This window comes from Pseudomonas sp. ABa2 (genome assembly GCF_056676075.1).
Genome location: NZ_CM155239.1, coordinates 1668577 through 1683663, shown reverse-complemented (window position 1 = coordinate 1683663; position 15087 = coordinate 1668577). Strand labels below are relative to the sequence as shown.

Sequence of the window (15087 nt, the reverse complement as noted above, 5' to 3'; positions counted from 1 at the left end):
GATCCAGATGACGACGGATGAGCTCCAGGCGGAGCCGGCGCGGCTCAGCACTCGCTGAGCGATTCGCGAAAGCGCAGCACCAGTTCCTTGAGCTGCTGACGCCAGGCCTCGAGGGTTTCCGGCGCCAGTTCGGCCGCCTCGTCCTCGACGCTGAGCGCGGTGATCAGCGGCAAGCCAGGATCGACCTTGGCCTTCTTCTCGCCCTGCGGCGGCCGGAACAGCTCGGCATAGGCCGCCAGCAGCTGTGCCAGCCAGGTTTCCGGCTGCTGCGCCAGCTCCACCAGCTCGGCCAGTTCCGGGCTCGGCGCGCTGTCGAGCACCGCGCGGGTGAGCAGGAGCTCGACGCGCGGCTGGGCGGCATCGGCCATGCGGTAATAGCCCGCAATCTCGTGGCACAGCCCGAGCAGCCCGCCATAGAGGTGGAACAGGGCCGCCTCGCGCTCGGCCTGCACCAGCGCCTGGGTGTTGAACGCACCCTCCGCCTGCGCCTTGCGCCAGGCGTCCAGGGCCAGGCCGGCGAAGAAGATCTTCTGGTTGGTGCGGGTATAGAGCTCTTTGGCCATTGGGGCGATCTCCACTGCGGATCGAGCCATGATACGCGCGCCGGCCTCGACCGGCGCGCACCTCGTCAGGACAGGCTCAGCGCTTGTCTTCGACCTTCCACTTGCCGCCGTCGAAGAAGGCGCGCCAGCCGGTGGGCTTGCCGTCCACCTCGGACTGCACGTACTGCTCCTTGGTCTTGCGGCTGTAGCGGATCACCGCCGGACGGCCGTCCGGATCCTTGGCCGGAGCGGCCAGCAGGAAGTGGTACTTGGGATCGATCTCGCTCTTGTGCGGAATCAGCTCCAGCACCAGCGGCGCGCGGGTCTCGCGATTCTTGGGGAAACCGCTGGCGGCGAGGAACAGGCCGGAGGCACCGTCGCGCAGCACGTAGGTGTCGTCCACCTTCTCGCACTTGAGCTCGGGCATCTTCACCGGGTCCATCTTCGGCGGCGCCGCCTCACCGTTCTTCAACAGCTTGCGGGTGTTCTTGCAGCTGGCGTTGGTGCAGCCGAAGAACTTGCCGAAACGGCCGGTCTTGAGCTGCATCTGGCTGCCGCACTTGTCGCACTCCAGGCTCGGCCCTTCGTAGCCCTTGATGCGGTACTGGCCCTGCTCGATCTCGTAGCCGGCGCAATCGGGGTTGTTGCCGCAGATATGCAGCTTGCGCGTCTCGTCCAGCAGATAGGCGTCCATCGCCGTGCTGCAAATCGGGCAGCGGTGCTTGCCGAGCAGCACCAGGGATTCGGATTCGCCCTCGTCGTCCGCGGCGATCTCGTCGCCCGGCACCAGGTTGATGGTGGCCTTGCAGCGCTCCTTCGGCGGCAGGCTGTAGCCGGAGCAGCCGAGGAACACGCCGGTGGAGGCGGTGCGAATCATCATCGGCCGGCCGCATTCGCGGCAGGGGATGTCGGTGGTGGTCGGCTGGTTGGCGCGCATGCCGCCCTCGCCCGCCTCGGCCACCTCGAGCTTCTTCTTGAAGTCGCCATAGAACTCGTCGAGCAGGTGCTTCCACTCGCGCTCGCCCTGGGCCACGTCGTCGAGATGCTCTTCCATCGCGGCGGTGAAGCCGTAGTCCATCAGGTTGGCAAAGCTCTCGTCGAGACGCTCGGTGACGATGTCGCCCATCTTCTCGGCATAGAAGCGGCGGTTATGCACCGTGACGTAGCCACGCTCCTGGATGGTGGAGATGATCGCCGCGTAGGTGGACGGGCGGCCGATGCCGCGCTTCTCCAGCTCCTTGACCAGGCTGGCTTCGGAGTAGCGCGCCGGCGGTTTGGTGAAGTGCTGGCTGGGGTCGAGCTGGATCAGCTTGAGCCCCTCGCCTTCCTTCATTTCCGGCAGCACGTCGTCCTCGCCCGGCTTGCTCTGCTGGGGCAGCACGCGGGTGTAACCATCGAACTTGAGGATGCGGCCCTTGGCACGCAGCTCGAAGTCGCCGGCAGCCACGGTGACGCTGGTGGACAGGTACTCAGCCGGTGGCATCTGGCAGGCCACGAACTGGCGCCAGATCAGGTCGTACAGGCGCTCGGCGTCGCGTTCCATGCCGGACAGCTGGGTCGGGCGCAGGTTGACGTCGGACGGACGAATCGCTTCGTGCGCCTCCTGAGCGCCTTCCTTGCTCGAATAGAGGTTGGGCTTGCCCGGCAGGTACTTGTCGCCGTACTCGCTGCCGATAAAGCCCCTGACCATTTCAACGGCATCGTTCGACAGATTGGTCGAATCGGTACGCATATAGGTGATGTAGCCGGCCTCGTAAAGACGCTGGGCCATCATCATGGTCTTCTTCACCCCGAAGCCGAGACGGTTGCTCGCCGCCTGCTGCAGGGTGGAGGTGATGAAGGGCGCCGACGGCTTGCTGCTGGTCGGGCGGTCTTCGCGCTTGACCACGCTGTAGCTGGAAGCCTTGAGCTTCTCCAGCGCGGCCATGGCCTGCGCTTCATTGACCGGTTTGAAGGCAGTGCCGTTCTCGCGCACCACCTCGAAACGCACCTTGGCGTTCTTCGCCGTGCCGAGGTCGGCGTGCACTTCCCAGTATTCTTCCGGGACGAAGGCGCGGATTTCCTTCTCGCGCTCGACCACCAGCTTCACCGCCACCGATTGCACGCGGCCGGCAGACAGGCCGCGGGCAATCTTGGCCCACAGCAGCGGCGAGACCATGTAGCCCACCACGCGGTCGAGGAAACGGCGCGCCTGCTGGGCGTTGACGCGGTTGATGTCCAGCTCGCCGGGCTTGGAGAAGGCTTCCTGAATCGCCTTCTTGGTGATCTCGTTGAACACCACGCGCTTGTAGCGGCTGTCATCACCACCGATGGATTCGCGCAGGTGCCAGGCGATGGCCTCCCCTTCGCGGTCCAAGTCGGTTGCGAGATAGATGGTGTCGGCATCCTTGGCCAGGCGACGCAGTTCTTCGATCACCTTTTCCTTGCCGGGCAGGATCTCGTACTTGGCCTTCCAACCGTGCTCGGGGTCGACGCCCATGCGCGCGAACAGCTGGCGCTTGGCCTTTTCCTTGGGCGACAGCGCAGGCGCTTCGCCGGCGGCCTTGCCGCGCTTGGCCGGCTCCTTGGTGGCGCTTGCCGAACCGCTGGTAGGCAGGTCACGGATATGGCCGATGCTCGACTTCACCACGTACTGGCTGCCCAGGTACTTGTTGATGGTCTTGGCCTTGGCCGGGGATTCCACGATGACCAGCGATTTGCCCATGGATCAGAAAATTCCTGAATTGCGAAATATAGAAGGCAGGGAGCCTTGAGGCCCCGCTATATATAGTGGCGACCGAGCGAAGGTCAAGCGCAGGGGCTGCGCACTCAGACTTGCGAAGTGCCGATCGGGCTGACTTCGGCCTGAATCAAAGCAAAGCGTGGAACACGCTTGCCGTCCACCTCGACCTCTTCGCAGAACATGCTCAGCGGCCGAACCCACAGGCCGAATTCGCCGTACAAGGCCTGGTAGACCACCACTTCTTCCTCGTTCTCGGAATGGCGCGCCACACCGAATACGCGGTACTGCGGGCCCTTGTAGTGGCGATAGAGTCCTGGCTGCAACTGCATGAGAGGTTCCCGAAATAAAAAGCCGTAAAAAGCAAAACCGGGGCACTGGGCCCCGGTTTCTGTCCGCTAGCGCTTAAACGCGCTCGAAGACGGTGGTGATGCCTTGGCCAAGGCCCACACACATGGTGGAGACACCAAGGGTGCCGCCGTTCTGCTTCATGACGTTGAGCAGGGTACCGGAGATACGGGCACCGGAACAACCGAAGGGGTGACCCAGGGCGATGGCGCCGCCGTGCAGGTTGACCTTCTCTTCCATCTTGTCGAGCAGCTTGAGGTCCTTCAGCACCGGCAGGGCCTGGGCGGCGAAGGCTTCGTTGAGTTCGACGAAGTCGATGTCCGCCATGGTCAGGCCAGCGCGCTTGAGCGCCTTCTGGGTGGACGGCACCGGGCCGTAACCCATGATCGCCGGATCGACGCCGGCCACAGCCATGGCGCGCACCACGGCCATCGGCTGGATACCGAGGTCCTGAGCACGCTGGGCGCTCATGACGATCATGCAGGAAGCGCCGTCGGTGATCTGCGAGGAAGTACCTGCAGTCACGGTGCCGCCTTTCGGGTTGAACGCCGGCTTCAGCGCGGCCAGGCTCTCCAGGGTGGTTTCCGGACGAATGGTTTCGTCGAAGTCGTACACCTTGAGGAAGCCGTTCTCGTCGTAGCCCTGCATCGGGATGATTTCATCCTTGAACTTGCCTTCGACGGTGGCCTTGTGCGCCAGACGGTGCGAACGCTCACCGAAGGCATCCTGCTGCTCGCGGCTGATGCCGTGCATCTTGCCCAGCATTTCGGCGGTCAGGCCCATCATGCCCGAGGCCTTGGCGGCGTACAGCGACAGGTGCGGGTTCGGGTCGACGCCATGCATCATGCCGACGTGGCCCATGTGCTCCACGCCACCGACGACGAACACGTCGCCGTTGCCGGTCTGGATCGCCTGCACGGCGGTGTGCAGGGCGCTCATGGACGAACCGCACAGACGGCTGACGGTCTGGCCGGCGCTGGTGTGCGGGATCTGGGTCATCAGCGACGCCATGCGCGCGATGTTCCAGCCCTGCTCCAGGGTCTGGTTGACGCAGCCCCAGATCACGTCCTCGACTTCTGCCGGGTCCAGCTTGGTGTTGCGTGCCAGCACGCCGCTGATCAGGTGCGCCGACATGGTCTCGGCACGGGTGTTGCGGTGCATGCCGCCCTTGGAACGACCCATTGGGGTACGACCGAAGTCGACGATCACTGCATCTCTAGGATTCAGGCTCATAAATTCACTCTCGCTCTAGTCGTTGCGCGCTTAACCGAAGAACTTCTGGCCTTTGGCGGCCATTTCGCGAAGCTTGGCGGTCGGGTGGTACAGCGCGCCCAGGTCGGCGTACTTGTCGGCCAGGGCGACGAACTCGGCGACACCGATGGAATCGATGTAGCGCAGCGCACCGCCGCGGAAGGGAGGGAAGCCGATGCCGTAGATAAGGCCCATATCGGCCTCAGCTGCGGTGTCGACGATGCCGTCTTCCAGGCAACGAACGGTTTCCAGGCACAGCGGGATCATCATGAAGTTGATGATGTCCTCGTCGGTGACTTCACGCTCTTCGACCACGATGGACTTGAGCAGCTCGTAAGCAGCCGGGTCGGAGACCTTCTTCGGCTTGCCGCGCTTGTCGGTCTCGTAGGCGTAGAAGCCCTTGCCGTTCTTCTGGCCCAGGCGGTTGGCGTCGTACATCACGTCGACGGCGGTCTTGCCTTCCACCGCCATGCGGTCCGGGAAGCCTTCAGCCATCACGTCACGACCGTGGTGGCCGGTATCGATGCCGACCACGTCGGAGAGGTAGGCCGGGCCCATGGGCCAGCCGAACTTCTCCATGACCTTGTCGATGCGCACGAAGTCGACACCGAAGCCCAGCAGCTTGGAGAAGCCGCCGAAGTACGGGAACAGCACGCGGTTGACCAAAAAGCCCGGGCAGTCGTTGACCACGATCGGGTTCTTGCCCATCTTCTTGGCGTAGGCCACGGTGGTGGCGACAGCCACTTCGCTGGACTTCTCGCCACGGATGACTTCCACCAGCGGCATCATGTGCACCGGGTTGAAGAAGTGCATGCCGACGAAGTTTTCCGGACGCTTGAGCGCCTGGGCCAGCAAGGAGATGGAAATGGTCGAGGTGTTGGAGGCCAGGATGGCGTCTTCACGCACCACGCCTTCCACCTCGGCCAGCACGATCTGCTTGACCTTGGGATTCTCGACCACGGCTTCGACGACGATGTCGACATTGCCGAAATCACCGTAGGACATGGTCGGACGGATGGCGTTGAGCGCTTCGGCCATCTTCGCCGGGGTCATGCGGCCCTTCTCGACGCGCTTGCCGAGCAGCTTGGAAGCCTCGGTCAGGCCCATCTGGATACCCTCTTCTCGGATATCCTTCATCAGGATCGGGGTGCCCTTGGAGGCCGACTGGTAGGCGATGCCGCCGCCCATGATGCCGGCGCCGAGTACGGCAGCCAGTTTCACGTCGCGGGCGATTTCGTCGTGGTGCTTGGCCTTCTTCTTCAGCTCCTGATCGTTGAGGAACAGGCCGATCAGGCTCTCGGCGACCGAGGTCTTGGCCAGCTTGACGAAGCCGGCGGCCTCGACTTCCAGCGCCTTGTCGCGGCCGAAGTTGGCGGCCTTCTGGATGGTCTTGATCGCCTCGACCGGAGCCGGGTAGTTCGGACCGGCCTGGCCGGCGACGAAGCCCTTGGCGGTCTCGAAGCACATCATCTGCTCGATGGCGTTGAGCTTGAGCTTTTCCAGCTTGGGCTGACGCTTGGCCTTGTAGTCCAGCTCGCCGGAGATGGCGCGCTTGACCAGGTCCAGCGCGGCTTCCTTGAGTTTGGTGGGAGCGACCACGGCGTCGACGGCGCCTACCTTGAGGGCGTCGGCGGCGCGGTTTTCCTTACCGGAGGCGATCCACTCGACGGCATTGTCGGTACCGATCACGCGCGGCAGGCGCACGGTGCCGCCGAAGCCCGGGTAGATGCCCAGCTTGACTTCCGGCAGACCGATCTTGGCGGTCTCGCTCATCACGCGGTAGTCACCGGCCAGGCACATCTCGAAACCGCCGCCCAGGGCGATGCCGTTGATGGCGACCACGGTCGGCACGGCGAGGTCTTCGAAATCGCTGAAGATCTTGTTGGCTTCCAGGTTGCCAGCCACCAGCTCTGCGTCGGGCAGTTTGAAGTTGTCGACGAACTCGGTGATATCGGCACCGACGATGAACACGTCCTTGCCACTGGTGACAATCACGCCCTTGATCGAACCGTCGGCCTTGATCGCGTCGACGGAGGCGCGCAGCTCGTTGAGGGTAAGACGGTTGAATTTGTTGACGGACTCACCCTTGAGGTCGAAATTCAATTCGACGATGCCGCTCTCAAGAGCCTTAACCGTGATGGCTTTACCTTCGTAAATCATCAACTGATCTCCACGGTATGGAAGCTGAACAGTACACATCGGAGCCAACCGGCAGGCCAGCCCGCGGCAACGCCGCACGAGCATAGCCCCAATCGGTACGACACACCCGCCGACGCGATAATCGGGCTGTATAAGGCGCGCCTTTCCAGGCAAACGCTCAATTCATACGCCCGTTTGATTTGGGTGTGCACACCTTCGGGGAAAAGCCGGCGCTTGTCAATTGGCCTTCTTGCGCGGCGTGCGCATCCCTGACGCAAACCCAGGCCTGCCGTGGCCTGGGCCAGGGCCCGATAAACGCCATCGATAACGCACCATTGCGGCGCTTTAAGGCGTCCCGGCGGCCGGCCGCCTGCGCCTAGCCAAATCCCTGCGCTGCAGGTACAGTCGTCTCACTTTCGGCTGGCACAGCGCCATCCGGCTGCAATACCACAACAAATCGAGCCCCACGATGGGCCGCACGGAGTCCCCAATGTCGAGCCGCCGTTCGCTGGCATTTTCCCTGAGCGCCCTGCTCGTCTTCCTCTTCGCCTTCGTCTCGCCATCCCTGCTGGCCGCACCGGCCGACGATCTGCTGCGCCTGCACCAGCTGCGCCTGGCCACGCAGAAGAGCCTCGGCGACTTCTATATGTACAACGGCATGGAGGGCGACCAGCGCTACGCACGGATGATCGGCGAATCGCTGCAAGAGGCCCAGGGCCACCTGGATGCCCTCGGCGAGATGCCCGGCGAGGGCGCCAAGGCCTTGCGCAGCCAGTGGCAGGGCGAATGGCAGGGCTACCGCGACGGCCTGCAGGCGCTGATGGAGGCCATGCGCAGCCAGGGCTACACCGACCTGCAGCCAGTCGCCGACCTGGCCGACAGCAACCAGCGGCTGATGGCCATTGCCCAGGAGCTGTACCAGAAAATCCAGCAGGAAAGCGGCTACAGCGTACCGCCCTTGACCCAGCAGAGCCGCGAGCAAAGCCTGCTGATGCAGGGCATCGCCCTGGACTACGCCTCGCGCAGCGCCTCGATCGGCGGTAGTTTCTTCGGCGGCGGCGAGGAGCGCGCCATCGACGAGTTGGTCGGCGAGTTCGCCAGCAAGCTTGACGGGCTCAATCGCGCCCAGCAAAACACCCCGGAGATCAGCGCAGCTCTCGGCAGTATCGGCACCAAATGGCGCTATATCGAGAAATCCCTGCTGAACTACAACGAGAACAGCGTGCCCTTTCTGGTCAGCAAGTATTCCGACAGCATCATCGAAGGCCTCGAAGGCGTAGCCGCCCAGTACGCAGCCAACCAGCACTGATGCCACAGTTTTTCCGGCCTGCCTGGCCCGATTCAGGCCCGGTGCTCGCACCGGGCTTTTCTTTGTCCGCCCTCAGCCGGCACCCTGCCCGCCAGGCAAGATCGTAACAATAAGCGGCCGCTTATCGGGCGCAATGGGGCCATACTTGCTGCAGAGCCATTCGTACCCTTAAGGAGGAGTTCACCATGCCCTACCAGCATATTCTGGTCGCCGTCGACCTGACCGAGGAATGCGACCCCGTGGTGGTTCGCGCACAGAAGCTGGCCAAGGCCAGCGGCGCCAAGATGTCCCTGGTGCATATCGTCGAGCCGATGGCCATGGCCTTCGGTGGCGACGTGCCGATGGACCTGTCGATGCTGCAGCAGCAGCAATTCGAGCAGGCGCGCGAACGCCTGAACAGCTTTACCGGCAAGTACCCGGAACTGACCGCGGATCAGCGCCATCTGGCCTACGGCCAGCCGCGCCAGGAAATTCATCGTCTGGCCGAGGAACAGGGCTGCGACCTGATCGTGGTCGGCAGCCACGGCCGCCACGGTCTGGCGCTGCTGCTCGGCTCCACCGCCAACGACGTGCTGCACGGCGCACCCTGCGACGTGCTCGCAGTGCGCTTGAAGAAAGCCGAGAAAAGCGCCTGAGACGTGAGCATGAGGAGCGCTCAGCGCTCCTCATACCGGGATAGCGTCACTCGAACGACTCGCCGGCACTCATGACCAGCGGGCGGATCTTCTGCAACTGAGTCTCCAGCGACACCGTCATGCTCGACGACATGGAGAAGAAGGTGAGGAAGGCCTTGAGGTTGGAATCGCCGTCGCAGGTGTCGTGGATGCGCTGCCAGAATGCCTGATTGACCAGCTTGAGCTGCTGGAACAGGCGCACCAGGCCCTTGAGCTCCCAGTCCGCCAGGCGCCCCTCGCGCATGTTGAAGTACTGCCGCGCCAGGTACAGCGACACCGCGCGCAGGATGAACTCCTGGTTGCTGGCGAACGGCAGGTGGTTCTGCGCCATGGGCTTGAGGCGCGCCAGCACCGGGCAGGCGCTGGTGGCCATGATCACCCCGAGCAGCGCGCGCAGGCCCTCTTCCAGGCCGACCTGCTTGGTGTACTCGCGCTCTGGCGTACGCACCCACACGCTGGCCTTCTTGAACGCCGGCAGGCCGCGGAAATCCTCGATCACCCGGTGCAGGTCGACCGCCGCCGGGCAATGGCTGAACTGCTCGCGACTGAGCGGGCAGTTGCTGCACTGTTGGTGTCCCAACCGGGTCCAGGCCGGGGCCTGCTGCGCCTGGGCGGGGTCGTATTCGCGGTTCAGCTCGATCCGGTAGCTGAACTGATGATTGTCGTCGAGGGTGATGCGGTACTCGATGGCCATGTCTGTGCGTTCCTTCGTTCAGCCTTCCAGCTCTGCCCAGCGCTCGAGCAACTTGTCCAAGTCCTTCTGCAAGTCGTCGAGGCGCGCCAATACTTCCGTGGTGGCCTGCACCGGCTGCTGGTAGAAGCCCGGATCGGCGATCCGCTCCTGCAACCCGGCCATTTCCTGCTCCAGGGCATCGATCTGCCCGGGAATCGCTTCCAGCTCGCGCTGCAGCTTGTAGCTGAGTTTCTTCTTCGCCGGCTCGGCGCTCTCCTGCACCGGGGCGACTGCCGCCGGGGCCGGCGCTTCGACTATGGCAGTGGCCAGTTCGGCTTTGCCGGACTTGCTTTCACCCACACCGAGCAGACGCGGCGAACCGCCCTGGCGCAGCCAGTCCTGGTAGCCGCCGACGTATTCGCGCACCTTGCCTTCGCCCTCGAACACCAGGGTGCTGGTGACCACGTTGTCGAGAAAAGCACGGTCGTGGCTGACCATCAGCACGGTGCCGGGGAAGTTAAGCAGCACTTCTTCGAGCAGTTCCAGGGTTTCCACGTCCAGGTCGTTGGTCGGTTCGTCCAGCACCAGTAGGTTGGCCGGCTTGCTGAACAGCTTGGCCAGCAACAGTCGTGCCCGTTCGCCGCCGGACAGCGCCTTGACCGGCGTGCGTGCGCGCTGCGGGCTGAACAGGAAGTCGCCCAGGTAGCTCAGCACGTGACGGCTCTGGCCGTCGATACTGATGAAATCGCGGCCTTCGGCGACGTTGTCGATCACGGTTTTTTCCGGCTCGAGCTGGTGACGCAATTGGTCGAAATACGCCACTTCCAGTTTGGTGCCGACTTCGATGCTGCCGCTGCTGGGCTGCAGGTCGCCGAGCAGCAGCTTGAGCAGCGTGGTCTTGCCGGTGCCGTTGGCGCCGAGCAGGCCGATGCGGTCGCCGCGCTGCAGCACCATGGAGAAATCCTTGACCAGGAATGGGCCCCCGGCATGGGCGAAACTGACGTTTTCCGCCAGCATCACCTGCTTGCCGGACTTGTCCGCGGTTTCCAGGGCGATGTTCGCCTTGCCCTGACGCTCGCGGCGCTCGGCGCGCTCGGCACGCATCGCCTTGAGTGCGCGCACGCGGCCCTCGTTGCGGGTGCGGCGGGCCTTGATGCCCTGGCGAATCCACACCTCTTCCTGGGCCAGGCGCTTGTCGAACAGGGCGTTGGCGGTTTCTTCGGCCGCCAGTTGCTGCTCCTTGTGCACCAGGAAGCTGGCGTAGTCGCCGTTCCAGTCGATCAGGCCGCCGCGGTCCAGTTCGAGGATGCGCGTGGCCAGGTTCTGCAGGAAGGAACGGTCGTGAGTGATGAACAGCACCGCGCCGCCGAAATCCTTCAGTGCCTCTTCCAGCCAGGCGATGGCGCCGATGTCCAGGTGGTTGGTCGGTTCGTCGAGCAGCAGCAGATCCGGCTCGGAAACCAGCGCCTGGGCCAGCAGCACACGCCGGCGCCAGCCACCGGAGAGTTCGGCCAGGGTCTTGTCGGCCGGCAGTTGCAGGCGGCTCAGGGTGCTGTCGACCAGTTGCTGCAGGCGCCAGCCGTCTTTGGCTTCCAGCTCCTGCTGCACGTGCATCAGTTGCTCGAGGTCGTCGTCGCCGTGGATGTTCTGCGCCAGATGGTGATAGCGCGCCAGCAGCTCGCCGACCCCGGCCAGCCCCTCGGCCACCACGTCGAACACGGTGCGCTCGTCGGCGCGCGGCAGCTCCTGCGGCAACTCGCCGATCTTCAGCCCCGGCGCCCGCCAGATTTCGCCGTCGTCGGCCATCTGCTCGCCCTTGACCAGCTTGAGCATGCTCGACTTGCCGGTACCGTTGCGACCGATGATGCACACCCGCTCGCCCCGTGCGATCTGCCAGGACACCCCGTCGAGCAGGGGCATGGCGCCATAGGCGAGGGATACATCGGCGAACTTGAGCAGGGTCATGGGCTTCTCCAGAAACAGGCGGCGCATTCTACCCGAGTTGGCCGGCGCTCTGTTGCCACATATGTCCGCCGAGCGCGCCGGCATTCACCGCGCCCCGGCGAACGGCTAAGCTAGAGCCATGCAACGAACGGAACCCGTTGCCCCCTCACCTGCTTGCCCTGGAAATGCCATGCGCGGTCGTCTTCTTTCTGTAGTTTCCTGCCTGATCCTCACCACTGCCGGCCTGGCCAGCGCCGAAGCCGCCAACCTGACGCAACAGCGCCAGTACTACGACGAGGCCAAGCGCGCCCTGGCCAAGGGCGACAGCGGTCCCTACCGCCGCTACCAGGCCGCGCTGCGCGACTACCCGCTGACGCCCCACCTGGCCTATGACGAGCTGACTCACCGGCTCAAGTCGGCGAGCAACGCCGAGATCGAAAAGTTCCTCGCCGAGCATGGCGACCTGCCCCAGGCCAGCTGGATGAAACTGCGCTGGCTGCGCTGGCTGGCCGAACGCGGCGACTGGCAGCCCTTCCTCGCCCACTACGACCCGGCGCTCAATTTCACCGAGCTGGACTGCCTCTATGGCCAGTACCAGCTGAGCCACGGCCTGATCGCCGAAGGCAATGCCACCGCGGAGAAGCTGTGGCTGGTGGGCAAGTCGCAGCCCAATGCCTGCGATCCACTGTTCGCGCGCTGGGCGGCAGCCGGCCAGCTCACCGAACAACGCCGCTGGCAACGCACCAAACTGGCGGTGGAAGCCGGCAACTACGGCCTGGCCAACCACCTGAGCAAGAGCATGCCGACCCTCGGCGCGCGCGCCAAGCTGCTGGTCGAGGTGGCGCAGAAGCCGCAGCTGCTCAAGCAGACCGCGCGTTTCGCCCCGGCCGACGCCGCCATGGCCGACGTGGTCGGCCTCGGCCTGCGCCGTCTGGCCCGGCAGAGCCCCGAGGACGCCCTGAGCCTGCTCGACAGCTACGCCCAGCGCATGAAGTTCTCCCAGGACGAACAGGTGGCCATCGCCCGGCAGATCGGCCTGACCCTGGCCAAGCGCTTCGACATGCGCGGCCTGCAGGTGATGGCCAAGTACGACCCGGAGCTGCGCGACAACACCGTCAGCGAGTGGCGCGCCCGTCTGCTGCTGCGTCACGGCCGCTGGGACGAGGCTCATCAGCTGACCCAGCGCATGCCGGCCGACCTGGCCAGCAGCAACCGCTGGCGCTACTGGAACGCGCGCAGCCTGCAGCTGGCACAACCGAACAGCCAGCAGCCGGCCGTGCTCTACCAGGCCCTGGCCAAGGAGCGCGACTTCTACGGCTTCATGGCCGCCGATCAGGTCAAGGCGCCCTACCAGCTGAACAACAAGCCGCTGGCGCTCGATCCGAAGACGGTGCAGAAGGTGCGCAACACCGCCGGCATCCGCCGCGCCATGGAATTTCACGATCGCGGCCAGATCGTCGACGGCCGCCGCGAGTGGTACCACGTCAGCCGCCTGTTCAGCCGCGACGAACTGGTGGCCCAGGCCCGCCTGGCCTACGAGATGCAGTGGTATTTCCCGGCCATCCGCACCATCAGCCAGGCGCAGTACTGGGACGACCTGGAGGTGCGCTTCCCCATGGCCCACCGCGACCAGCTGGTGCGCGAGGCCAAGCGCCGCGAGCTGCATTCGAGCTGGGTATTCGCCATCACCCGCCAGGAAAGCGCGTTCATGGCCGACGCCCGCTCCCACGTCGGCGCCATGGGCCTGATGCAACTGATGCCGGCCACCGCCAAGGAAACCGCGCGCAAGTTCGGCATCCCCCTGGCCTCGCCGCAGCAGGCACTCAACCCGGACACCAATATCCAGCTCGGCGCGGCCTACCTGAGCCAGGTGTACGGCCAGTTCAACGGCAACCGCGTCCTCGCCTCGGCCGCCTACAACGCCGGGCCCGGCCGCGTGCGCCAGTGGCTGCGTGGCGCCGACCATCTGAGCTACGACGTCTGGGTGGAGAACATCCCGTTCGACGAAACCCGCCAGTACGTGCAGAACGTGCTGTCCTACTCGGTGATCTACGGTCAGAAGCTCGACGCGCCGCACCCGCTGGTGGCCTGGCACGAGCGCTATTTCGACGATCAGTGAGAGGCGATCCCCTCGGCAGGCCGCGCCGCGCGCAGCTGACCGAGGGTCTGCTGCGCATCGCGCGCCCCTGCCGGCGTTACTCCAGCACCTCGACCGGCATACCGACCTGCAATTCGCCGACGTCGCGCGGCAGCAGGTTCTGCCCGAAGTACACCTGGCCATCGCGCTCGCGGTAGGTCTTCAGCGTGCTCAGCGGTTCGCGGTCGGCGCTGCGCTCGCCGGTCTGCGGGTCCACGGTGGTGAGGATGCAGCGCGAGCAGCCCTTGGCCACCTCGAACTCCACCGCGCCGATGCGGATGCGCTTCCACTCGTCCTCGGCATAGGCTTCGCTGCCGGTGACCACCAGGTTGGGGCGAAAACGCAGCATCGACAGCGGCCGGCCGACCCGCGCCGCCAGGTCGTCCAGCGACGCCTGGCCGATCAGCAGCAGCGGAAAACCGTCGGCGAAGGCCACCCGATCACCCGGCTGGGCATAGGCGGTGTCGACCTGGCGCGTGCGCGTCTCCGGCACCTGCACCAGACGACAGGCACGGCCCAGCAGCGCGCTAAGCCAATCGGCGGCCGCATCGCCGGCATCCGGCACGCGCAGGCTGTCGCGCCAGACCGTCACGCCGCGCAGATCCTGCTCGGGGTCGGGCAGCGCCACGGCCAGATCGGCGCAACCCGGCGCGCTCAGGGTCAGGCCGCCGCGGGCGTCGTACAGGGCGCCGAGCTGGCTCATCTGCGGCAGCAGGCGCTGGGTGATAAAGCGCCCGCTCTCGGCTTCGACTACCATCCAGCGACGGTCGCCATGCAGGCCCAGGCCGTCCACGGCGCTGCGCTGCAGCACTTCGCCACGACCGGATTTGAGCGGATAGCGGTACAACTGCGAGAGACTCAACATGCGCCAGCTTCCTGTTTCGCAAAACGCCCTTATACGAGTTGCCGGCGGCGCTCACAAGTCCGCCGCCGCGATCCTCCTGGCGGTGATGCTGGGGGGCTGCAGCGGCAGCCCGCCGAGCGAGCTGGGGGTGCGCGACGGTCGCCTGGCGCCCTGCCCGGCCTCGCCCAACTGCGTCAACAGCCAGGCCAGCGACGAGCAACATGCCATAGCGCCGCTGGCGCTGCGCGGCAGCCCGGAGGAAACCCGAAGACGCCTGCTGCAGCTGTTGGCGGACGAGCCGCGGGTACGCCTGGTGGTGCAGGAGGATGACTATCTGCGCGCGGAATTCACCAGCCGGGTGCTGCGCTTCGTCGACGACGTGGAGTTTCTTATCGAGCCGCAGGCGGTGCAGGTGCGCTCCGCCTCGCGCCTGGGGCATTCGGATCTGGGGGTCAACCGCGAGCGGGTGGAGCATCTGCGCCAGCGCCTGGCGCAACAGCCCTAGGT

General features: G+C 65.2%; 12 protein-coding genes. 4 read left to right on the top strand and 8 right to left on the bottom strand.

The genetic code is table 11. The features are described from left to right. Positions 1-44: 44 nt before the first annotated feature. The 5 genes from AC1G9C_RS08275 to fadB form a co-directional block, all read right to left on the bottom strand. Complete coding sequence (locus tag AC1G9C_RS08275; protein WP_397497482.1) at positions 45-563, bottom strand: DUF6586 family protein; 519 nt, start codon at positions 561-563, stop codon at positions 45-47. A 76-nt stretch (positions 564-639) separates the two neighbouring features. Then, complete coding sequence (gene topA, locus AC1G9C_RS08270) at positions 640-3246, bottom strand: type I DNA topoisomerase (RefSeq protein ID WP_480409908.1); 2607 nt, start codon at positions 3244-3246, stop codon at positions 640-642. Positions 3247-3350: 104 nt separating this feature from the next. Next, positions 3351-3593: a DUF1653 domain-containing protein gene (locus AC1G9C_RS08265; protein WP_021444487.1), complete on the bottom strand. Its 243-nt coding sequence runs from the start codon at positions 3591-3593 to the stop codon at positions 3351-3353. Between the two features lie 73 nt (positions 3594-3666). Next, positions 3667-4842 carry an acetyl-CoA C-acyltransferase FadA gene (gene fadA / locus AC1G9C_RS08260; protein WP_480409907.1) on the bottom strand — a complete coding sequence of 392 codons (1176 nt, stop codon included), beginning with the start codon at positions 4840-4842 and terminating at the stop codon, positions 3667-3669. A gap of 30 nt (positions 4843-4872) precedes the next feature. Continuing rightward, positions 4873-7020, bottom strand: a complete 2148-nt coding sequence (gene fadB / locus AC1G9C_RS08255; RefSeq protein ID WP_480409906.1) for a fatty acid oxidation complex subunit alpha FadB — start codon at positions 7018-7020, stop codon at positions 4873-4875. A 469-nt stretch (positions 7021-7489) separates the two neighbouring features. Between fadB and AC1G9C_RS08250 the strand changes: the two genes are divergently transcribed. Both AC1G9C_RS08250 and AC1G9C_RS08245 read left to right on the top strand, forming a co-directional pair. Further along, positions 7490-8308, top strand: a complete 819-nt coding sequence (locus tag AC1G9C_RS08250; RefSeq protein WP_457790104.1) for a hypothetical protein — start codon at positions 7490-7492, stop codon at positions 8306-8308. Between the two features lie 185 nt (positions 8309-8493). Then, positions 8494-8943 (top strand): universal stress protein, encoded by a 450-nt coding sequence (locus AC1G9C_RS08245; RefSeq protein WP_021444483.1) that lies wholly within the window; start codon positions 8494-8496, stop codon positions 8941-8943. Between the two features lie 46 nt (positions 8944-8989). Here the strand turns inward: AC1G9C_RS08245 and AC1G9C_RS08240 are convergent, their stop codons facing one another. Both AC1G9C_RS08240 and AC1G9C_RS08235 read right to left on the bottom strand, forming a co-directional pair. Then, complete coding sequence (locus AC1G9C_RS08240; protein ID WP_021444482.1) at positions 8990-9676, bottom strand: DUF6901 family protein; 687 nt, start codon at positions 9674-9676, stop codon at positions 8990-8992. An 18-nt stretch (positions 9677-9694) separates the two neighbouring features. Next, a complete protein-coding gene (locus AC1G9C_RS08235; protein ID WP_031303244.1) occupies positions 9695-11620 on the bottom strand; it encodes an ATP-binding cassette domain-containing protein in 1926 nt (641 codons plus the stop codon). 169 nt (positions 11621-11789) lie between these two features. On the opposite strand from AC1G9C_RS08235, the gene AC1G9C_RS08230 reads away from it, so the two are divergent. Beyond that, positions 11790-13718, top strand: a complete 1929-nt coding sequence (locus tag AC1G9C_RS08230) for a transglycosylase SLT domain-containing protein (protein WP_457790098.1) — start codon at positions 11790-11792, stop codon at positions 13716-13718. A 76-nt stretch (positions 13719-13794) separates the two neighbouring features. Here the strand turns inward: AC1G9C_RS08230 and AC1G9C_RS08225 are convergent, their stop codons facing one another. Continuing rightward, the gene (locus AC1G9C_RS08225) at positions 13795-14601 is read right to left on the bottom strand and encodes an MOSC domain-containing protein (RefSeq protein ID WP_480409905.1); all 807 of its coding nucleotides are present in this window, start codon (positions 14599-14601) and stop codon (positions 13795-13797) included. On the opposite strand from AC1G9C_RS08225, the gene AC1G9C_RS08220 reads away from it, so the two are divergent. Further along, positions 14600-15085, top strand: coding sequence for a DUF1499 domain-containing protein (locus AC1G9C_RS08220; protein ID WP_397497489.1), 486 nt, complete (start codon positions 14600-14602; stop codon positions 15083-15085). The genes AC1G9C_RS08225 and AC1G9C_RS08220 overlap by 2 nt on opposite strands. The last annotated feature ends 2 nt before the right edge of the window (positions 15086-15087 follow it).

Bases quoted from the DNA above. Each gene is read 5' to 3' on its own strand.
- AC1G9C_RS08275 (WP_397497482.1), bottom strand. From the start codon at position 563: ATGGCCAAAGAGCTCTATACCCGCACCAACCAGAAGATCTTCTTCGCC.
- topA (WP_480409908.1), bottom strand. From the start codon at position 3,246: ATGGGCAAATCGCTGGTCATCGTGGAATCCCCGGCCAAGGCCAAGACC.
- AC1G9C_RS08265 (WP_021444487.1), bottom strand. From the start codon at position 3,593: ATGCAGTTGCAGCCAGGACTCTATCGCCACTACAAGGGCCCGCAGTAC.
- fadA (WP_480409907.1), bottom strand. From the start codon at position 4,842: ATGAGCCTGAATCCTAGAGATGCAGTGATCGTCGACTTCGGTCGTACC.
- fadB (WP_480409906.1), bottom strand. From the start codon at position 7,020: ATGATTTACGAAGGTAAAGCCATCACGGTTAAGGCTCTTGAGAGCGGC.
- AC1G9C_RS08250 (WP_457790104.1), top strand. From the start codon at position 7,490: ATGTCGAGCCGCCGTTCGCTGGCATTTTCCCTGAGCGCCCTGCTCGTC.
- AC1G9C_RS08245 (WP_021444483.1), top strand. From the start codon at position 8,494: ATGCCCTACCAGCATATTCTGGTCGCCGTCGACCTGACCGAGGAATGC.
- AC1G9C_RS08240 (WP_021444482.1), bottom strand. From the start codon at position 9,676: ATGGCCATCGAGTACCGCATCACCCTCGACGACAATCATCAGTTCAGC.
- AC1G9C_RS08235 (WP_031303244.1), bottom strand. From the start codon at position 11,620: ATGACCCTGCTCAAGTTCGCCGATGTATCCCTCGCCTATGGCGCCATG.
- AC1G9C_RS08230 (WP_457790098.1), top strand. From the start codon at position 11,790: ATGCGCGGTCGTCTTCTTTCTGTAGTTTCCTGCCTGATCCTCACCACT.
- AC1G9C_RS08220 (WP_397497489.1), top strand. From the start codon at position 14,600: ATGCGCCAGCTTCCTGTTTCGCAAAACGCCCTTATACGAGTTGCCGGC.
- AC1G9C_RS08225 (WP_480409905.1), bottom strand. From the start codon at position 14,601: ATGTTGAGTCTCTCGCAGTTGTACCGCTATCCGCTCAAATCCGGTCGT.